This is a genomic window from Microcoleus sp. B7-D4 (assembly GCF_036705125.1).
GTDB lineage: Bacteria > Cyanobacteriota > Cyanobacteriia > Cyanobacteriales > Microcoleaceae > Microcoleus.
The window spans coordinates 25,106-46,389 of sequence record NZ_JAUBTT010000010.1; the positions used below are offsets into that span (position 1 = coordinate 25,106).

Annotated in this window: 16 protein-coding genes; 8 read left to right on the top strand and 8 right to left on the bottom strand. The window is 44.7% G+C overall.

Annotated features, from left to right (window positions below):
• Positions 1–95 precede the first annotated feature (95 nt).
• The 6 genes from QUB12_RS05865 to QUB12_RS05890 form a co-directional block, all read right to left on the bottom strand.
• The gene (locus QUB12_RS05865) at positions 96–1,157 is read right to left on the bottom strand and encodes a pentapeptide repeat-containing protein (RefSeq protein WP_333140621.1); all 1,062 of its coding nucleotides are present in this window, start codon (positions 1,155–1,157) and stop codon (positions 96–98) included.
• Positions 1,158–1,506: 349 nt separating this feature from the next.
• The gene (locus tag QUB12_RS05870) at positions 1,507–1,647 is read right to left on the bottom strand and encodes a hypothetical protein (RefSeq protein WP_333305926.1); all 141 of its coding nucleotides are present in this window, start codon (positions 1,645–1,647) and stop codon (positions 1,507–1,509) included.
• Between the two features lie 999 nt (positions 1,648–2,646).
• Positions 2,647–3,879 (bottom strand): histidine kinase, encoded by a 1,233-nt coding sequence (locus QUB12_RS05875; RefSeq protein WP_333140623.1) that lies wholly within the window; start codon positions 3,877–3,879, stop codon positions 2,647–2,649.
• 398 nt (positions 3,880–4,277) lie between these two features.
• Positions 4,278–4,760: a BON domain-containing protein gene (locus QUB12_RS05880; protein WP_333140625.1), complete on the bottom strand. Its 483-nt coding sequence runs from the start codon at positions 4,758–4,760 to the stop codon at positions 4,278–4,280.
• Positions 4,761–5,165: 405 nt separating this feature from the next.
• A complete protein-coding gene (locus QUB12_RS05885) occupies positions 5,166–5,366 on the bottom strand; it encodes a hypothetical protein (RefSeq protein ID WP_333140627.1) in 201 nt (66 codons plus the stop codon).
• A gap of 16 nt (positions 5,367–5,382) precedes the next feature.
• Positions 5,383–5,937 carry a hypothetical protein gene (locus QUB12_RS05890; RefSeq protein WP_333140629.1) on the bottom strand — a complete coding sequence of 185 codons (555 nt, stop codon included), beginning with the start codon at positions 5,935–5,937 and terminating at the stop codon, positions 5,383–5,385.
• Between the two features lie 69 nt (positions 5,938–6,006).
• On the opposite strand from QUB12_RS05890, the gene QUB12_RS05895 reads away from it, so the two are divergent.
• Complete coding sequence (locus QUB12_RS05895) at positions 6,007–7,422, top strand: S-layer homology domain-containing protein (RefSeq protein WP_333305928.1); 1,416 nt, start codon at positions 6,007–6,009, stop codon at positions 7,420–7,422.
• Between the two features lie 611 nt (positions 7,423–8,033).
• A complete protein-coding gene (locus tag QUB12_RS05900) occupies positions 8,034–9,068 on the top strand; it encodes a histidine kinase (RefSeq protein ID WP_333140633.1) in 1,035 nt (344 codons plus the stop codon).
• Positions 9,069–9,265: 197 nt separating this feature from the next.
• Here the strand turns inward: QUB12_RS05900 and QUB12_RS05905 are convergent, their stop codons facing one another.
• Together QUB12_RS05905 and holA are read right to left on the bottom strand one after the other, a co-directional pair.
• Positions 9,266–10,303, bottom strand: a complete 1,038-nt coding sequence (locus tag QUB12_RS05905) for a hypothetical protein (protein WP_333140635.1) — start codon at positions 10,301–10,303, stop codon at positions 9,266–9,268.
• Between the two features lie 230 nt (positions 10,304–10,533).
• Positions 10,534–11,511 (bottom strand): DNA polymerase III subunit delta, encoded by a 978-nt coding sequence (gene holA, locus QUB12_RS05910; RefSeq protein ID WP_333305930.1) that lies wholly within the window; start codon positions 11,509–11,511, stop codon positions 10,534–10,536.
• A 173-nt stretch (positions 11,512–11,684) separates the two neighbouring features.
• On the opposite strand from holA, the gene QUB12_RS05915 reads away from it, so the two are divergent.
• The 6 genes from QUB12_RS05915 to QUB12_RS05940 all read left to right on the top strand — a co-directional run bounded on the left by QUB12_RS05915 (position 11,685) and on the right by QUB12_RS05940 (position 21,276).
• On the top strand, positions 11,685–12,425 hold the full coding sequence (locus QUB12_RS05915; RefSeq protein ID WP_333140784.1) for a DUF1868 domain-containing protein: 741 nt from the start codon (positions 11,685–11,687) through the stop codon (positions 12,423–12,425).
• On the top strand, positions 12,415–12,633 hold the full coding sequence (locus QUB12_RS05920; RefSeq protein WP_333305932.1) for a hypothetical protein: 219 nt from the start codon (positions 12,415–12,417) through the stop codon (positions 12,631–12,633). Before QUB12_RS05915 ends, QUB12_RS05920 begins: the two co-directional genes overlap by 11 nt.
• Positions 12,634–12,967: 334 nt before the next feature.
• Positions 12,968–14,272, top strand: coding sequence for a precorrin-6y C5,15-methyltransferase (decarboxylating) subunit CbiE (gene cbiE / locus QUB12_RS05925; protein WP_333305934.1), 1,305 nt, complete (start codon positions 12,968–12,970; stop codon positions 14,270–14,272).
• Positions 14,273–14,675: 403 nt separating this feature from the next.
• Complete coding sequence (locus tag QUB12_RS05930) at positions 14,676–15,374, top strand: hypothetical protein (RefSeq protein ID WP_333305936.1); 699 nt, start codon at positions 14,676–14,678, stop codon at positions 15,372–15,374.
• A 3-nt stretch (positions 15,375–15,377) separates the two neighbouring features.
• On the top strand, positions 15,378–16,220 hold the full coding sequence (locus tag QUB12_RS05935; protein WP_333305938.1) for a DUF1822 family protein: 843 nt from the start codon (positions 15,378–15,380) through the stop codon (positions 16,218–16,220).
• Between the two features lie 298 nt (positions 16,221–16,518).
• Positions 16,519–21,276: a CHAT domain-containing protein gene (locus QUB12_RS05940; protein ID WP_333305940.1), complete on the top strand. Its 4,758-nt coding sequence runs from the start codon at positions 16,519–16,521 to the stop codon at positions 21,274–21,276.
• Positions 21,277–21,284: the final 8 nt, after the last annotated feature.

Sequence of the window (21,284 nt, forward strand, 5' to 3'; positions counted from 1 at the left end):
CAATTTTCATTTTTTTAACCCCTCCTTCAACCGTCAACAGTCAACAGTCAACAGTCAACAGTCAACAATGATAAGGAGTGCAACCGGAATCGATATCAATCCCGGCTGTGAGTAGCTCCATTCGGCAAAATTGCGCCGCCCAAAGCTGCTTCATTCAAATTATCAACATTCAAGCTCGCCCCAATCAAATTAGCCTCGGACAAATTAGTTCCTGTCAAATTCGCCCCTGTCAGAGAACTTAGCAGCAAACCCGCTCCCGACAAATTGGCGTGACTCAAATTCGCCCCCCGCAAATCCGCTTCCAGCAAGCTAGCGCCTGCCAAATTCGCACCGCTCAAATTAGCTCCCCGCAAAGAAGCTTTGTTCAAATTCGCAGCCCTCAAATCAGCATTGTGCAGAATCAAACCATTTAAATTAGCTTTACTCAAATTAGCTCCCTGCAAGTCGGCACCGCTCAAATTAGAGCCATTTAGATTGGCCGATTGCAAGTCAGCACCGCTCAAGTCAGCACCGCTTAAATTAGCAGCGCTAATAGAAGCCTCCCGCAGACTTGCTTCGCTCAAACAAGCCCCAACTAAATTGACGCCGCTGAGATTTCCGCGATTGAGATAAGCCCGAGTTAAAGTTGCTCCGCTCAGGTTCGCCCCGGTCAAATCTACCTCGCTGAGAATCGCTCTAGTCAGATTTGCTCTGCTTAAATCAACGCCGCTCATAATTGCTCGGCTCAGCGTCGCCCCGCTCAAATTAGCCTCCGTTAGTTTCGAGCCGCTTAGCAAACAAGCTCCTACTAAACTCGCTCCCGTCATCACAGCTTTGCTCAAGTCAGCCTGAGACAATATTGCTCCGCTGAGATTTGCCCCGCTAAAATCTGCTGCGATCGCCACAGTTCCAGTTAAACTAGAACTGCCGAGGTTAGCTTCAATTAATTTCGCCTTAGACAAATTAGCCCCGCTCAAGTCGGCGGCGTTTAAATTAGCTCCAATCAGTTTGCTTTTAATTAAGTTGGCGCCTTTCAAATTAGCGTTGCTCAAATTTGTTCGACTGAGATTAGCTTCACTCAAATGAGCTGCAATGAGGTTAGCCCCTCGAAAATCTCGTTCCCCGTTTCTATGTCTAGTTAAAAGTTCATCGGCACTTAAAAGTTCAGTGAAATTCATAAAAAAATTGAGTGAGTTTCCTTAATTTCTCGATGTTCTATGTTGTCTGAAAATTTGTACTATCGTGTTTGGCCGTAAGTTTTTTAAACCTATACTGCCACATTAACAATTGTCAAAACTGGTTGATTCCTAGCATCACCCCGCTCACCTAGTTATAACTCACGAAAAACCCGGTTTGTCGTAAATAATCTGGGTGTTTTCAGCGCGGCAGTCCTGAAGAAACCGAGTTGCTCGCCGCCTGTAAGCCCTGTAAGTCTTATGGGGCTAGTAATTAGTTGGCGGTTGATGTTAGTTGTTAATTGTTAGTTGTATTTATACTAACTGCTAATCACTAACTATTAACTGCTAACTATTTACCAAAATACCGAGAATTTGTCGATCGATCTTGTCCAGGTCGATCGAATATTTGGGGTATTGCTGGCGGCATCCGCGCCGCATTCTGACCGGAAAAATTGCTGGTACAGGCGATCGAATTTATTAGTGCAATCAAGAAACAAGATATCGGAGCTTCAACCCCAAATGCCTTCTACATAAGTGCCTTCTATCTTCGATCGTCCATGAAAGCAGAGCCCGGTCAGCTCAGCTAGTTTCACCTCCCCCCACTGTGCTGTGCACAGCGTGAAATCCAACAGGAAGGCTGTTTCCCTCGGAGTGCTGAGCGAGTCGCAGGCAAAGCAAACAATACGCTGCCCTGAGCCTGAGATTTCGCGAAAAAAGACGCCGCGAGCCATTGTGCTCCCGCGCTGCTGTGCTTGCTGTTAATCTTTACTCGATCCATGAGCGCTTGCGGTTCTAATTAACAGAACACCGGACACCTGACGCGCTCCCGGACATAAAAGCTGTTCCTGGGCTTCTCAAATGTTTCGCTGAGGCATTCCCAGAAAAACTGTATTCCTGTAGCAGGTCTTGCCAACGGCAATTCGGCTGCTACAGCCAACTAATGACCAGCCTAAGTGTTGCCCGAAGGCTCCGACAATTATTACTATTCTAATATTTGCCGACCACCGCAGGCATTTCTGGGCGCGCGGGACTGGGTACTTCACCTGTATAAGTTGGTGAAATTAGCCACCCCATAATTAAAGATAGTCGCTCTTTGACTAACTGGGCAATATCTGCTGTAATTTATGTCATCAAATTTGATAATACTACAGGGTTTGCAATCGAGCTGTAGTGAGTGTTACAGAGTCAAAAAACACTGCGGATTTAGGGTATAAAAATTAAGGGAGCCGATCGATCCTCCGGCGCAAAGCCCAGCTCACGGACTGGGCCCCTAATCAAAATTAAACTTTTGACCGGTGGCTTTTTTAAGTTTTCAGAACAAAACAAAAGTCGGCTTTCAGAGAAAAAGCCGACTTTTGAGATAATTTTACTGACGAAGTGCAAAACCGCTAGCTCGCCCGTCCTGGTTCGCTCACTTTCCACAATCCGATCGCGCGAGTGCGACTACTTTGCAGAAAGTAGAAACAATAACCAAACAAACTCTGAAGTATTAAATCAGAGGGCGGCCGGTAGTGCCATAAGTTGGATCGTAAACACCAGCGGTAGTATCAACCCCTGGAGTGCCCGGTGCGCCGTAATCAGCCCGAGCGCTATCGACGCTGGGATTATTATAGTCGTAGGTGTTCCAATGCTGAATGCCTCCGCGGCTCAGAATGGTTTCAGCTTTAGCGACTTCTGCTTCGCTGCCGTCAACCAGTACCAAGTAATCTCCTCTTGCCACGCGATCGTTGTATGCTCTAGCTTCCTCTTCGGGAATTCCCATACCGACTAAAGCTCCGATCAAGCCGCCTGCTGCCGCACCCAAAGCCGTACCGGCGAGTGTAGTGGCGATCGCCGTAGCTGAGGCTCCTGCCAGCATAATCGGCCCGATTCCCGGAATTGCCACTAGGCCCAGACCTACCAACAAGCCTGTCAAACCGCCCAAAGTGCCACCTGTGAGTGCGCCCTTTGTGGCCCCTTCATCGGATTTGTTGTCCGCGCTGTCGTGTACGTCAATGCCTGCGATGTCGCCTTTAGACTCAGCATCCTTAGCGATGACCGAAACCCGATTCATGTCGAAACCGGCAGTTCTCAGTTCTCCCAGTGCGTGTTCCGTCTCGCGGCGGGTTGAAAACACTCCCACGGCGCGCTTCTGGCGACCCGAAGCTCTGCGGCCGGTGTCTGTCGGCACATCGTAAATGCCCCAATCCTGGATGCCCCGCACAGTCATAATTCCTTCGGCTGTGGCAAGTTCGGCATCTGTTCCTTCTACGAATACCAAATATTCTCCACGCGAGACGCGATCGTTATAAGCCTTAGCTTTTTCTTCCGGAACTCCCAAGCCGACCAAACCGCCTACCAAACCGCCTGCTGCTGCCCCAATCGCGCCTCCAATTACAGTATCTGCCAGCAGAGTTGCGATCGCACCCCCCGCCATCACCGGGCCAACTCCTGGAATCGCTAGCGCTCCAATGCTTCCGAGTAACCCAATCAAACCACCCGTCACGACTCCCGCTGTCGCGCCTGCTTTTGCGCCGCCGCCCACCTTGTCGTCGGTACCCTTACCAGTACCAGTACCAGTACCAGTGCTAGCGCCGGCAATTTGGCTGCGATCGAGATTTTCGCCAACTACCGAAACTTTATTCATCGGAAACCCGGTACTTTGCAGTTCCATCAGGGCTAGTTCCGTATCTCGGTAATTAGAAAATGCTCCTACAGCTCGCTTGTGTTGACCTAAAGCCATTTTTTTTCTCCTGAAAAATATACTACTTTTACACAACCACAGAATTTATGCTCTGCCATCAATCACATTTAGTCATTTTTTCCCAACAATTTTCATCGGTCGCTGGGAATAACTTCCCGCTCTATCTTCAGGTTGGTTTCCAACTAATTGTCCGGGATGGGAAATCGGAAATTGGGAAGGGGAAGTTGCAGGTATTGCGCGAGTTTTGAGTGCGGAAATTGTAAATTCAATTTAAACTCTTTCACTTAAAACCCCACTCTCCCTAGAGAGTCACCTAAGCCTTGCGATCCGCTCCGAAAGCCATCTTACAATGCCCAACTTTACCCTCTTCCCTCAGACTTCTCTCCTAGATAACTACATCCTTTTCCCTTCTTTCCCTCGCAATTCTTCCTGCTAATTTATTGATTGCTGCTAGGCGATGCGGGTGCAGCAGGGGCGACAACAGCCGTAACATTCACCTGTTTGACACCCTTAATCTCTTTAGCTAGTGGCTCAATTTTAGCTAAATCAGCTTGATTGGGAACTGTGCCACCTACGGTGACAAGCCCATCTTTTGCGTCAACAGTTAGCTGACCTTTAGTGATGTTTACTTCTAACTTGGAGCGTACTTCACTTTGCAGGTCGCCATCGGCTCTGATGGCATCGCCACCCGTCACATTGTTGCGCTGTTCTCTGGCCCTGATATCAGAATTTGCTTGTGCTTTGCGAATATCGCTAGTTGCGTCACCCTGAGTTTTTTGAACAGTCTCGGCTGGAGGCGGGCTAGTGGTATTTTCTGTGGTAGAATTAGGAGCATCAGCGCTAGTTTTAGCCCCCTCGCTGCAAGCAGCAGCTCCAAATAATAGGATGCCGCTGAGGAGAATGGGTGTTAGTTTGTTCATAATAGGTTAATACCCTCCGGGTAAGCTTTCGATGAGCCTGACTTCCCTGCCTTCGTTAAGCCAGATGGGAGCCAGATGGATCAAGACAGCATCTTTATTTGTGCTTTCTGCGATTTAAAAATCCTTATATCAAATATATAAACTTGAGGAAGTATCTACATCGCTCCACAGGTGTAAAATTTATCTATACCGTTAGATAGAGTACAAAAAACAAAATAAGGTATTAAGTCACATTTAACTTAGGAATGAGAATTAAATAACTTGCATTTTTTGTAGGTTGGGTTGAGGCACGAAACCCAACCCCAAGCTTGATTGTTGGGCGGAGTGAAACGGAGGGTTCGTTCCACGGGCCCAACCTACTACGGAAGTTATTTAATCCACGATCCTTAATGAGTTCTGACCGCATTATTCCTCAGAAACTCGGTAGATAGCTTCATTTTTCGTTACCAAAGCCAATATTTTCCTATAAACCAAGTTTAAATGCGTAAGTTTTATTAATAAATTCGATCGCCACTCCCAACTAATTTTTCCCTCGAACCTCGAACCTGGGACTTCTTCCCTCAACATCCCTCCATTAAATCTGTTAAATCTCGCTACACTACTCATTGTAAAACTTCCTGCTTCAAAACAAACGAAAAGAGTCGAGAAATTTTTGAGCATTTTCGGGTTCTGGGGTAGTGGCAACCAGCCCGTAAACGCGCGTTTCCACAAAAAAAACTTGACCTACACCTACAGGTTCAGTGGGGGAAAGCGGCTGAAACTCAAATTCTTTTCCCGGATAGCCTCCGAGGGAAATATCCCGCACTTGCAACAATTTAGCATTCGCCCCCACTACAAATAAATCAACGGCATTATTTAAAGTAATTCTGATATTATTGATATTATTGTTCCTCATCCGAAAATCTAGGTCAAAGTATTGAAGCAAATAAGTTTCTTTATTTTTTAAGTTCGATCGGTATGTATGAGCAATAATTTGATTTGAAAAAATTTCGGAATTAATTTTGGGATTTCCCGGCATATCGATCGCAAACTGACCCATCGCTGAGCAAAATGGCTGCCACTCTGCCGTCGGAATGGCTGTCCGCAGCGGGGCTGGTTGAGATGCAGCGGGACGGGCAAATTTGAGAGGCAATACAAGTAATGTAGCAGTAGCTAGAAGTAAATACAGAAATTTCATTTGGTTAAGAAATATATTTGACCGATCGATCTGCGCTAGCCTAGAAATATATCCGCAAAGGGGGGATTTATGCTGAATATTATATTTACTCAACGGCGACGCAACTCTCAAGGGCGATCGCCAGCTAAAACCAGTAAAACCAATAAAACCAATAAAACCAATATACTCGCTGCTGTAAATACTTGGCTAGCGGTGTGTCTGCTGGCTGCTGTCACAGCTTGTGCAAACAGCCCCAACAGCAAGGCACTCGAAGAATCTTTAGCCGCCGATCCGACATTAAAACAAAATCCAGTGGTTTTCTCTTCCCCGCCACCAGCGACAGCAATTGAGACAAACTCTACCGCCAAACTTCCTCCCGATTTCCCTACAGAGATTCCACTCTATCCTAATGCTGAGTTAATCGAAGTTAGTGGGCAAACAGATTCGTTGCCAAAAAATGTGCGGCTGCGCTGGGAGAGCACAGATCCTGTGAATTCGGTACAGAACTTTTACTCCACAGAGTTTGGGCGTCGCAACTGGGAAATAGTCAGCCGCCCCACCGCCGAGGGACAAGGTTCTTTGGTAGCAACGCGAGATAATTTACGGGTAACAGTGTCGCTTTCTCCTACTCAGAAAGTAGGGGGTTCTACAGAATTTGCGATCGACTACAGCAAAGAAAGCCCAGAAATTGCCGCTAGTCCCCAACCTAATAATTCCGAGTCTAGCCCATCTCCAACCGCTTCACCAACTCCATCTAATTCAGAGGGAAATACTCCAACACCATCTGCCTCGCCAAAATCAGCAAAAGTTAGCCAACAAGAAAGCCAAATTCCTCAACAGTTGCGGCAGTATGTGGCAGATTTAAGTCAGTTGGAAGTGCTGAAAGTGCGAGCCGCAGAAAGTGCTAATTTAGAAACTGCCACCACTTTGCCCAAACCCAACAAAATTATCACTCGCCGCGAATACGCCCGCTGGTTAGTAGCAGCTAACAATCAGATTTATGCTAGCCGTCAAGCCAAACAAATTAGATTAGCAGTAGACTCTAGCGAACCGGCTTTTTCTGACGTACCCAAAACAGACCCGGATTTTTCAGCAATTCAAGGTTTAGCAGAAGCCGGTGTAATTCCGAGTTCGCTTTCGGGAGAAACTAAAGATGTGAAATTTCGCCCGGATGCACCTTTAACTCGCGAAACAATGATTCTCTGGAAAGTGCCTTTAGATAGTCGTCAAGTTTTGCCGACAGCTAACATTGAAGGAGTGAAAGAAAAGTGGGGTTTTCAAGATGCTTCTAAAATTGATTCCCAGGCGTCGCGGGCAGTTTTAGCTGATTTTAACAATGGAGATTTGGCGAATATTCGCCGCGTTTTTGGTTTTACTACTCTGTTTCAGCCTAAGAAATCCGTGACTCGCGCCGAAGCTGCTGCTAGTTTGTGGTATTTTGGCGTTCAAGATCAGGGATTGTCTGCTAAAGATGCCCTGGAAGCAAAGTCTCAACCTGCTGAGTAGAGTTTTTTGGGGTAGTTAAAAGTTTTCACCACAGCATCTATAGCCTTTCTCAGAAAGATGAGGTACTCATGGGCATAGGGCATAGGGCATACCTCACTTTTTTGAGAACCGCTATACTTACCAATACCTCAAAAACCGGGTTGTTTCTCTGTAAGCAAACCCGGTTTTTGCGTCCAAGACTGACGAAATTGTACCATTTTTTGATTGATCGGCGTGCGATCGCCAGCCACAAAAATTGCAGCTTGAGTTTCAAGGATTTCTGTGAAGATAGCTTACCCAGAAACCGACTTTTATCTACGAAAATGCCCACTCAAACGCGAGGCATATCCGTTGAAAAACCCTGTTTCTTTTCCTCTGGGGGAGTTATCGTAAAAAACCGTTTGCTAAATTATACATCGGCTTTTCTTCCTTGTGGCCTACCCTAGGGGATAGATTTTTTTTGCTTTAATCTTAATTTCTGTATCCTGCCATACAACCGCTGCATTGGGGGGCAAATTTTATAGATATTTCAACCAACACTGTGTTTAAAACTCTCAGTAGGATTCCGGATGGCTTAGCGGACTTAACGATAAATGAAAAACAGTGTTTGAGCTCTTGGAGAGCATTTTTTAATGTACGATATTACCTTATTTACCCCGCAAGACATGGCGAAATGCAGCTTAGTCCTGCGCCATTTAGGTAGAAATACTGCTAGTATGGAAGCCAGCAGCCAGAAGATTGTTAACTATATTTACCGACATTTTTGCGATTCGCAAACTGGAGAAAATACCTGTGCCTTAGTGCGTTTGTTCAAAACTCATCCCTACGGGGAATTAGAAGACTCATTGCAACAATCTGCGCGCCGCTTGATGAAGGGCAATTCCCCCGCCGCCGACATGAAATGTTGGACTCTGCTAGCAGCCGCAGGCACAGAACCGCAGTGGAATTCTCGGCACACAGCAGCAAAAAATACAGCTATTCCATTAGTTAGCCCAAAATTAGTGGCTCAAATGCCGGCGATTTCGGAAATAATCCGGCAGTTTGGTTTAGACATTCCTACCTTCCTCGGAATTGAGCGAGAAAGGTTCCTGCAATTAGAGTCCGCAGTATTAAATATTTTTCACGTATCAGAGGCAAAAGGCAGCCCCTTTATTCCTGAGCAAAATTCCTTAATTATCCCCTACCAAGTCAAGTCTGTCTTGGGATTTGGGGGACTTCTGCCGTCAGGAAGTGTGTTTGCGGTAGTGATTTTCCTGAAAGTTAAAATTCCCCAAAGCACGGCTGAAATGTTTAAAGATTTGGCACTTAGTGTCAAAACAGCATTGTCCATGCCCGACAAACAAAGTGTTTTTGAATATTCAGAAAATCCTACCAGCTTTGTTACAAATAACAATATTTACGAAACCAAATTACTGGAATCTCAAGTTGCAAATCTGATGCAATTGCTGGAGTTTTCCGAACAAGAAATGCTCAGACAAGCGACTCGCTTTCAACAGACTATTGACAATTTACAGCGCGAACTTGCAGAACACAAAAATAAGGAACAAGCTTTGAAAGTAACCCAAAATTCGTTTACAGGTATCCTCAATATTCCTAAAGATGCTATTGGGTGCGTAGAGGAAAATCAAGGAATTCAGCGTTTTAATCAAGGGGAAGAACCGATTTAAATCAAGCTCTGTGTTTAGCAACCCGGTTTATCCAAGAAAGCGGGTTGTTGCTGTGTTTGTTCAGTGAATCTTACTTTTATCGAAAAAAGTCAAAAGGTAAGAAAGCTTTGAGTAAAAAAAGATTTTTTACTTTTGGCTTTAGACTTTTGACTTTTAGCACATCGAGTATTCAACTCAAAACTCAAAACTTAAAACTCTTAAGGCGCTGCTGCCGCCCTGCGGTTGGCAACAATCAGATTAGCCTGATACTCTGCCGCTTTTTGCTGAGCCTTTTGATAGTTCGGGCTGGTTGACGGTACGGATCTCATGAGCTTAACGGCTTGCTGCCACTCGCTTGCTACTGCGATCCACTCATTTTGAGACTGAGCCGTCTGGGCCGAAATTGCTGCCTTCTGAGCTGTGTTAACGGCTTCTCTCCAAGAGTCAGGCTTAGGCGCGGCGGGTTTTGGTGCAGGAGAGGCTGCCTTGGGCGCCGGAGATGCAGCAGCAGCTTTGGGTGGTGGAGATGTCGGAGTTGGGCTTGCTGGCGCAGCAGCAGTGGGAGCGGGTTTTGGTGCAGGGGAGGCTGCCTGTGGGGTGCCCGGAGATGCACCCGGAGAGGATGCGGCGGCTTTAGACGCGGGAGATGCGGGTTTCGGGGAAGGGGAAGCAGCTTCGGGGGCGATGGGTTCTGGGTTCGAGTCGCCGAAGGGGAAAGTTTTAGTAAAGAAAAGCCCTGCGATCGCCGCCAGAGGTACTAAGATACCCACAGGTATTACCCATTTGGGAAATTGTTTTTTCGGAGGCGGGGCTTGATCTTCGTCTTCGTCTTCGTCTTCCTCGTCGTCATCTCGATCGAATTCTCCTTCTTGATAATAGTCTTCCTCTTCTGGCTCGACATCATCTAAACCTACAGATTCGTCAGGCATTCCACTATCCAAGGGGTAAGGCATTGAATCTGCAGGCATCAGATCAATTTCATCTTCCCACGCAGGCTCACCGTCACCTGTTCGACGCCCGTAAACCTTTACAGTGTGAATTGATTCGAGTCCCAGCTTCGTCATGCCGGTGCGGATGAAATCGACCAATACCATTTGATCCGGTACTTTGTCTGCCTCCAGAATTATGTGGAGGCAGCCGTTGTCCCGCGTCACATCGGCGTTGATGCCTTTGGGTTTGAGTGTACGGTTGATGCTAGATGCGATCGCTTTTGGATCGCCTTGCTTGAGCAGTTCCCGCGGGTTCTGTTGTGTCATGGGTAGCGCTCTTTTTTTTGGGGGGGTGGAGAGCCGGCAAATAATATTAACCGATCGGCATTCGGCGGACAATATTTATTTACCACATTAACTTCTAATTTGGCATTCTGAGAGTATTTCTAGTATCTATTGACCTTTTGGCCCGCGAGCCGGCATCAAGCACATAGCCGAAGAAAGAAATTTGTTGTAAAAATTTACAGTAACGGGTCGCTCCTGTGCCCTGTCGCGCATCAGCGAAACAAGCTAGAAAGTTCTATAACTTTGGTTTGCAGGGTTGAGATTTCTTCCCGGCCGCGCTTTAAAGAAGCTTCTAAGTCTAGCAGCAAGGGCAAACTTTTTTCCAGTTTTTCTAAGCTGGCGTTCTTGACTTCTTGACGAAAATAGTATACTCGTTTCGGATTGCCGAGGTCTAGAGCTTGAGCAATTTTATCATCGCGATCGCCCGCTTGGATCATCGCCTTTACCCACAGCCAAATCCGAAACTTACCAGTCAAGCCAGCCACAATCCTCAAACCAGGCTCGCTGCGGCCAGTTAAGCCTGCCAATAAATCCAAAGCGGCGGAGGTATTGCCCTCGCGAATCGCATCGGCTAGCTGGAAGGTATTCTGGGCGTGACAGTGCACCAGTGCCGCAACTTCTTCCGGGTTCAGAGGTTGGCTGCGGTTGCCCGCAAACAGCAGCAATTTTTCGAGTTCGCTGTATAGCTGGCGGGTATCGCTGCCAATGGATTCGGCCAAAAGTTCGATCGCCGTGGCGGTCAATTTTACGTTCATTTCGCCTGCGACTTGACGCACCCGCTGGGCTAATTCTTTGTCATTCCAAGGCGGAATCGGTGAAAATTCTCGAAATTCGGCGGACTCTTTCAGTAACTTGGTAGATTTGAGCCGGCTGTCGGGTTTTTTGACGGATGTCAGCAGCAGCACGGTGGTAGGGGGAATCACCGGCAGCGTCCGTTCAAATTGTGCTAACAGTTCAGGAGAGCACTGCTGCGTTACAGTCGTATTTGCCAGCCAGACAAAACGGCTGCCGGTACCGAAGGGCGGCGTTAAGGCTCGATCGAGCCCTTCGACCACAGATCCGGCGGAATCGGCAATAATTTTGTCATAGTTAAAACTAGCCCAGTTGGGGTCGAGGACTGTTTGGCGCAAACTTGTCACAGCCTGCGCCATCGCAAAGTCGTCTTCCCCCCAAAACAGGTAAATTTGCATAAACGCTCACTAGCCAAAAAAATCAGAGTTGCAGGCGAGGCTTGTCCAACATATCCTGAATAGGGCTGTTGGAAGCCCGCGCCATAATATAAAATTTGGTGTGGGAGTATGTCACCGCGAGGAAATCAAGATTGGATGATACTTATCAAGCTTACGTAAATCGGGTGGCGCGAATGACGCTGCTGGACTCCTACAAGTCCCAGGTGGAACACATTCAGGAATCTCCAAAATTTAAGCCCGACGAAGCAGGCCGGAGAAATCCTGTACCTTTTCCAGGTTATTCGGTGATTACGCCCCCTGCGGGGGAAGATGCAGAAAATGCTGCATTTTATAGTAATTTGCACTCGAGCCAACAACGGATATTGCAGGAAATAGCGGAGGGTGCGATCGTGGCACTGCCTCCTGATACCTTCCATTTAACCGTAGCCGATTTAATTTGGAGCAGCGCTTTTCGAGATGCCTCTGATAAAAATCCCGAATTTGAGGAGCAACTGCGCTCGCGCATGGCCGATCGTTTTGCCGCCTGTAAACCCTTGGCGGGCGGCCCTCCGATTCGCTGGATAGTGCTGGGGTTGATGGTGATGACTAGAGCTGTGGGTGTTTGTTTGGCACCGACGGACGAAAACTCTTACAAGCAAATTCTGGAGTTTCGCCGATCGATCTATCAAAATCCCGATTTAATGGCTTTGGGAATTGAACAGCAATATCATCTTACGGCACACATTACTCTGGCTTATTTTGGGGACATCGGGCCGAACCTTGACCGCGCTCGCTTGTGCGCTTTGCTGTCCGAGTTAAACGAGCAATGGCTGGACACGCCGCAAGAACTGTCCGTAAACCGAGTGGAACTGCGGAAGTTTGACGACATGACCACCTATCTCCGGCAACCGGAATGGCCTGTTTTTGAGTTTTAACGAAGGAAGAGGGAAGAAGGAAGAAGGAAGAAGGAAGAAGGAAGAGGGAAGAAGGAAGAAGGAAGATTTTTTCCCATCTCCCCCTCTCCCCATCTCCCACTCTCCCAGTCTCTCTCCCCCTCTCCCCCTCTCCCCTGTGGCAATAGTCAGGATATTGCCTATTAACTACCAGCCGGGAAGTCCCGGGCGTATATTTAGAGGGGATTAATCAGATCGCTGGGCCCCGTACCCCGTTGGGAATTACGCCCGCGTGATGAAAGGCTCGTCGGGTGTAGGTACCCAAACCGACAATTATTCTTTTATACCCCAAGATGCTCTGGAAATACTCTGATACTATATTAGCAAGTGGGGGTGGAACTACCTCACTATAAAAAGCATGAGAAAAAAAAGGAAAAAGAAGCCTTCGGTCTAACTGTACTCAGTTGACCGTCTGGTTTGTTCACATGCTTTAATTATTTTTGTTTGACATTAAAGTCAAGGAAAAAAATTATGAAAAACCAGGAAAAATCAGTAATTCTGGTTTTTTACTTTTTGCTTAAAAAGTGACAGTAAACGTTGTTGGTATAGGTTTAGATGGAGCTGCTGGGCTGAGCGAATCGGCGCGGCAGGTTGTAGAAATGGCGGCTCTGCTAATAGGCAGCGAGCGCCATTTAAGCTATTTTCCCCAGCACGACGGAGAGCGCTGGGCGTTGGAAGATTTGACCGAAGCAATTCTGGAAATTCGGCGATGGTGGGCGACCCAAGCCGAATTATATCCCTCTGGGGAGACGGTGGAACCCCGCGATCGACCGATCGTAATTTTAGTGGCCGGCGACCCGCTGTTCTACGGCTGGGGAAAGTTGTTAATTGCCCAATTGCCACCAGAAAAATTGACTTTTCATCCCCACGTCAGTTCTGTGCAGTTGGCTTTTAACCGCATGCAAATTCCTTGGCAAGACGCTCATTTTGTTGGCTCTCAAGGACGTTATTTTGAGGAACTGACGGCAAAACTCAAACTCGGTGTCGAGAAAATTGCAGTGCTCGCGGACGAAACTCATACTCCGGCTACCCTGGCAAATTTGGTGAAAGCTCTAGATTTGCCTACACGCTACGAGTTTTGGGTTTGCGAAAATTTGGGGGCGGCCCAGGAACGGGTAAGCCGCAAGTCTCTGTCAGCTTTGCTGGGAGAGTCTTTTGCACCGCTGAGCGTGGTTGTGATGCTGCGCGAGTCCCCCGCGAGGGCAGAACCTTTGGATTTGGAAAAGTTGCCTTTGTTGGGAATACCGGATGCAGCTTTTATCGGTTGTGGCGACAAGCCTGGTTTGACGGTTGAACGGGAAGTGCGGGTGTTGGTGCTGGCACAATTGGCTTTGCAACCGGGACAAGTTGTCTGGGATGTGGGTGCTGGTAACGGTTCTGTGTCGATCGAGATTGCTCGTTTATTCCCGCAGTCTGAGGTGTACGCGATCGAAAAAACGGTTTTTGGCACTTCTGCGATCGAGTTCAACTACGGCCGTTTTGGGCTGCAAAATGTGTTCTCTATTCACGGAACTGCCCCGGAAATCTTGCACCGCTTGCGTCCTCCGCACCGGATTTTTATTGGCGGTAGTGGCGGAGGGTTGACTAAAATTTTGGGCGTTTGCGCCCTGCGGCTGCTCCCTGGAGGCTCGATCGTGCTTGCTTTGGATGCTTTTGAGGATATTGCTACTGTTTTGAGCTGGATGGGCGATCGGGTGCGCCGGGAACCCCACTGGAGTTACCGAATCGTGCAAGTGCAATTGTCGCGTTCTGTGGCTGGGGGGAATTCTACTCGTTTTGATGCGTTGCGGCCTGTTTCGATTGTGACGATCGATCGACACTTGAATTAATCTGAAATCTGTGATATTCGCGCTTCCAAAGTCTGGCGTAAAATCGAGTCAACATTCAACACTCAACCATCATTCAGTTTTTCGATTAACAGTCAACAGTCATGAGGAGTGCAACCGGAATAGATATAACTACAGCATATTCGGTGGTTCGTGAAGTACACTATAAAGCTCTATTGTTGGTACATTGTTATGTAGGGTGCGTCGCTGCTCATGTTTAATGAAACTTGCAGATTGAATGGTGGCGACGCACCTTACTTACGACAAGGTTGTGTGTACCGAATATACATGGAATATGCTGTATAACTTTCGGGTGCACGCAGAACACAGAGCATCCTCTGGTTAGCGGACAATCTCCAAGGATTGCAACAATGAGTTGAGAATTCAAATAATTAATTTAACACCTATGGATCAACTGCTGCGCCAACTAATTGAGGAGGTATGCGAGTATCCCCAAAACAGCTCCCAAAGGCGCAAAGCGATGAACCGATTGCTCGCCGAACTACAGGAACTTCCCGGACTACGGCGATCTGCACATCCCGATTATTTAGACGCCTTAAATAAAACCTGGGTATGGGTGAACAAAAGCATTTGCTCGAACTTCAAGCTTAGCGATCCGAATGTTTCAACACGACTACGACAATGGATAAATAGTTACCTAAAGTGGCGCATTAAGGATTTGAAGTTACCTTCTGAACCGCCCACCTACAGTTTAGATGCCCTCATAGGAGTCTCAGATACTGAAACCGCGTTGCTGGATTTGCTTTCAGAAACAAGTTTTTCCACTCCTACACGCAGTGGTTTGGATGGGTATATCGCACTTTTAGAGCAAGAAAATTATCAGAATATTATTCAACAGCTAGAACAATACGTCCAAGAAGACCCCGATGGGAAATTTCGCTCCTGTCATCCTAAAAATCATCCAGAGTGTAACTGTCAAGTTCTCACATTAAAGGTGCTGTTTAAAACCACGCCTGACAAGTTTACTGCGATCGCCAAAGAATTTAACATCAACTACCAAACTCTAAAATCACACTGGGAAAGGAACTGTCGCCCCTTGCTCCAAGTGATCGCATTAGAGCTAGGATACACAAGAGAAGATTAAATTATGCAAAGCACAAACCCAACGCTATTGACAGTTCCACTAGGTACTGATGCTCACCGCACCGCTCGAAAATTTGCTGCCGAAACTCTGCAACTCGCTCCTGAATTGACAAAGCATGAGGCTGCCAAACGAGTTTATGTGAATACTTTAGCAGTTTATGTTGTCTATAGTTACCTCAAATGGCAAGCCTACGAACCCGATTTAATTCAAGGCGATAGTTGGCATCCAGTCGTCCGTGCCCAGTGGGATATTGCTGATTTAGTGTTACCAGGGATGGGTAAATTAGAATGCCGCCCGGTTTGGTTTGGAGAAAGTGCGATCGTAGTTCCACCAGCAGCCATAGAAGACAGAATCGGCTATGTAATAGTTGAATTTGGAGAAACATTAGACTCAGGGAAACTGCTAGGATTTACCCCATCACTGGATAATTCTCCGTTGCCAAGCCAGATCCAGATTGCCCAACTCCAAAACTTAGATGCTCTGATCGATCATCTCTATCGTCTGGAATTAGGAAATCAGTTTTTTAGAAGTGACGATCCAGTAGCCGTAGAAGTGCGACAACTCTTAGAAACACAAAATTTTTCAGAAATTATCGCTCAATTAGAGCGCATTTACCGAACTACTAAACCCCTTAAATGGCGGTATGCAGGAGCAGATGTATTAGTCGGTAGTCTTCCTATTAATCCTCATCATCAAATAGTTGATTCTTCTGCTGAACAACAGGCTTTTATTGGAGAAATTGGTCGAGAAGAAAAAGTTCTCTCCGCAGATTTACACCGCCAACAATTAGCCCATAAACTGCTAAATAAATTAGCAGAAATTTGGGAGATTGAAACAAAAACTTAAATATTTTTTTTCAAAAAACTGAGAACATCCCATGTTGTAAAAAGCATTTTTTAGGAATGCGAGTATCATGCTCGCTTGCCTATATATTTGTAACGATACAGATACTTGCACTCCTGTGATATCAAATCCCCTACCATCGGAATGAATATTACCCACAGCTTTCGACACGGCGCAGTGCCCCGTCTCCCGAAAATTAATCCGGGTAGGGAAACGGGACTGCCGTCTCCTCTATATCATGTCGATCGTGCAACCGGAATTGATATGAAACCAAAACTGGTATTAACCCAAAAAATGTAACATGAAAGAACAGCTAAACTCTGATTATCGTCACCTAATTGAAATGCTACGTACCTGTCCCGAAGGTGAAGAACGAGATATTTTGGATGACTATTCAGACCTCCTTAATGAAGGTTTATTAGAGGTAATGGACGAGGTAGCAAACGAGTTATTAGTTGAGGAAAATGAAGAGGGATCTGACTGGCTGCGGAGTGCTGCGACGAGGATAAAAGACTTAATTAATATTCGATCGGAATTAGCTAATTCTGAGGAATCGTTAAATTTTTTCCTAGAAGTTTTGGAAGCAATCGAAGCAAGTGAAGGAAATGCAGAAGTTGTATATCCTATTTTAGAAAAAAATTTAGATAAATTAGATGATAATTTTGATTGGTTTTTGCGAACTTGGGCAACTGACATTCTAGCGAAATTAGAGTCTGAAGAAGCTTACGATATAGCCACTGTAATTGGCACTTTTAGTGGTCTTATTCAAGAATTTACTATGGGCGATTGTGTAAACAATATTGAAATTGCGATCGCGGGATATCAACAAGTAACCACGGCGCTCAATCGAGAAGATTACCACCAGGATTGGTTGATTGCTCAAAACCATTTGGGGTTTGCTTATCAAATTCGCCTTGCTGGGAACCGTAGCAGGAATTTAGAAAGGGCAATTAAGTGTTATGAATTAGCTTTACAATGTTGTAATGATACCGATGAACCGCAATTATGGAGTGTAATTCAACATCGCTTAGGTTTAGTTTATTTTGACAGAGTTGAAGGTGATTTAGAAGAAAATCTGGAGAGGGCGATCGCTGCTTTTGAATTAGCATTAAAAGTCTGCAATTGTCAAGAGTTTCCCTTAAAAACGGCGGAAATTCAGCATGATTTAGGTTTGGCTTATCTCCACCGTGTTAAGGGAGATGAATCGGAAAATATAGAAGTAGGAATTAAATATTATCAAGCTGCTTTGGCTGTTTATCCAAAAGAGGATAATCCTACAGATTGGGCAAGAATTCAAAATAATTTGGGTCTAGCTTATTATAATCGTATTCAAGGAGAAAAATTAGATAACCTTGAAAGGGCGATCGCCACTTTTCACAATGCCTTACAAGTCCGTACTTATACTGATTATCCCATACACTGGGCAGAAACTCAAGAGAGCTTAGGTAATGCTTATATTACAATTGAAGAGAATCGAGACGACAATCTCCAAAAAGCAATTGAGTGTTATCAAGCAGCTTTAACTGTTTATAGTGCTGAAGACTTCCCCGAACAATCGAGTACGATCCAATTTTGTATGGGAGATGCTTACCGTCAAAAAATAGAAAATCGTGCTGATAATCTTGAGAAAGCGATTGAGTGTTATCAAACTGCTCTACAAAGTTGTAATAAAGAAGAATTTCCTGAATTATGGGCTTTTATTCATAATGATTTAGGGGCGACATATCTCAGCAGATTCAAGGGAAGTCAAGAACAGAATATAGAATTAGGTAGGAGTTTGATAGAGGCTACTTTACAAGTTTATAATCGTGAGGATTATCCCGACAATTGGGCGAACACTCAAAATAATTTAGGATTTTCCTATTACCTTTCTACAACGGGGAAATATTCGGATAACTTGGAACGGGCAATTGCATATTATGAATTAGGATTACAAGTGTATAATTCTGAGATTTTTACAGAAGTGTGGGGATTGATACAACTTAACTTAGGAGTTGCTTATTTAGAGAGATTAAAAGGAGATTTCTCCGAAAATATTGAAGCTTCAATTGCTGCTTCTCAAAATGCCTTAACTATTTATGATCCAGACAGTTATTTAGAAAATTGGTTAAAAATTCAGAATAATTTAGGGTATGGCTATCAAAATAGAGTTAAAGGAGAGCGAGTTGATAACCTTGAGAAAGCTCTCAGCTATTATAAAATTGCTTTAGATGCTGGCTGTTCTAGTCAATTTCCTGAAATTTGGGGTTTGCTCAAAAATAACTTAGGAACTTTTTATTTAAGAAATGCTCAAGGGAATCAAGCAGAAAATGTAGAAGAAGCTATTGTTCTTTATCTTACCTGTCTTGAATCTTATCAAAAAGCATTTAATCGTAAACAATGGTCGATGATTCAAAATAATGTAGGGATTGCTTATCTCAATCGCAAATATGGTAGCCGTCTCGAAAATATAGAATTAGCAATCGAAGCTTTTAATAATGCCTTGCAAGTTCGTAATTATGAAAATTATCCTGAACAGTGGGCGGAAACACAACAGCATTTAGGAGTTGCTCATAGTGAACGAATTTATGGAGATTCTTTACACCATTTAGAAAGTGCTATCAAATGTTATGAAAATGCTTTACTAATATATACTCGTTCAGATTTCCCTGAACAGTGGGCAATGCTGCAAAATATAATTGGTAGTGCTTATAGCGAACGTCTGCTAGGAGATGAGGATAATAACTTAGAAATAGCCATTAATTACTATCAAATGGCTTTGCAAGTAAATACCCGTCAAATTAACCCGGAAAATTGGGCAATGATCCAAAATAATTTAGGAAATGCCTATAGGAGGCGCACTATTGAAAATGAAGTTGAAAATTTAGAAATGGCTATTTTTTACTATAAGTCAGCTTTGGAAGTTTATACTCAGAAAGATTTTCCTGAAGATTGGGCTATGGTGCAATTAAACTTAGGTTATGCTTATAGCGATCGCACTCAAGGAAGTGTTGACGAAAACCTCAAACTGGCGCGGGACTATTACCAAGCTGCTTTAGAAGTTTATACTCTCAAAGATTTTCCTGAAAATTGGGCAACTGTACAAAATAATTTAGGTTATCTCTACCACAATTTAGAGCAGTTTACCGAAGCAATTCAATACTTTAAGTTAGCATTAAAAGTCAGAACGCCTCAAGCTTTCCCACAACTTTGTCTGATTTCGGGACAAGTTTTAGGTCAAATTGCCTTCAAATTAGGACTATGGAGAGAAGCCATTGAAGGGTATAGTCTTGGTATTGAAGCTTTAGAACAATTGCGAGTTTGGGCTAATACCGATCGACGCCGCCAAGAAATTTTAGGAGAAGATATATATCTTTATGAAAATATTGTACAAGCATTAGTTAATACGAAAAATTTTCCACAAGCTTTTGAATATGTAGAACGTTCCCGCTCTCGTCGGTTAGTAGATTTAATTGCCAGTAATGACCTTTACTCTCATGGAGATATACCTTCAGAAGTAGAAGAATATTTAGCCGAATTTGAAGGAATTCAACGACAGATAGATTGCGAACGTTCCGGTTTAAAGAAATCAAGTAAAAAGCAGAAGTTAATTGCATTTAGAGCTAAGGATCTAATTGATATGGATTGTACACGCAATAGAGCAGCTTTAGAAGCCATTAGTGAAAATATCCAAGGTTTAGAAAGTGAAAAACAACTAATTTGGGAACAACTAAGACGTTTAGATCCGGTTTTAGCGGGCGAAATTCAAGTCAGTCCCCCTAATTTAACCGCTATCCAAGAACTCATCGATCGCCCTACTACAGCAATACTTAATTTTTACACTACTGAGGAAGATACATATGTATTTGTTTTGCGACAAGCCGAACTTAATTTGTACAAAATAACTAGAAGACGAGGGAAAAACTTACAAAAATGGATTAATAAAAATTGGCTAACACCCTACTTAGATTCTGGCGATTCAAGTAAATCAGCCCAAGAGCAATTACAATGTAAAGCTAAGTGGAGAAATCGAATTCCGCAGTTTTTAGCTAAACTTTCCCGCCGTCTGCAAATCGATAACCTGATTCGTCAGTACCTTAATAATATCGAGGAACTGATTATTGTTCCTCACCTTTGCCTACACCAAATTCCTTTTGCTGCTTTACCCTTAGAAAATGGTCAATATTTAGGCGATAAATTTCTAATTCGTTACACTCCTAGTTGTCAAGTTTTAGAATTTTGCCACAAACGTCCACCTGTCAACGATCGACTAATGTATGGTATTGTGGAAGATGCAACGGAAGATTTACCCTGTGCAAGTTTTGAGGGTGAACAAATTGCCAAACTGTATAATATTCGCAATGAACAACACTTACGAGGACGTAGCCAAGCAACGGTCAGCAACTATCGGCAACTTTCTTTACAAGTCCAGGGAATTATCTCTAGCCATCATGCTCAATCTCGCCTTGATAATCCGTTAGAATCCCGACTGCAATTGGCAGATGGTAGCATTACTTTGGGACAGTTAATGACACCGGGCTGGCGGCTGCCTCATTTAGTTGATGTGTTTTTATCCTGTTGTGAAACAGGGTTAGGAACTACGGAAATTACTGATGATATTTTGACATTATCGACGGGCTTTTTATGTGCGGGTGCTCGGAGTGTTGTGAGCACGCTGTGGGCTGTAGATGATTTAGCAACAGCGTTATTTTCAATTTTTTATCACAAACTTCGGCAGCAAGGAAGTAGCCGCCCAAAAGCATTGCAGCAAGCACAAATAAATTTGCGATCGCTCTCTGGATCAGAATTTGTCGCTTGCTATTCTCCCCAACTTGCTGATTTATTAGAACGCAAATTTGAAGAGGCGGAGGGCGATCGCCAGTTTGCAGAAAACCAGCGTAATTCCTATCCAGAAGGTTCTGCCAACTATCTACAATGGCTACAAGAGGAAGAAAAGCGGGCCGAAACAGCAACACGCAATTACAAAACTTTGGAACGACTGCAAATAATTAGTTGCTTAGATTTCCCTTTTGCTGACCCTTTTTATTGGGCCGCTTTCACTTGTTCCGGTTTACGGTAAACTTCAGC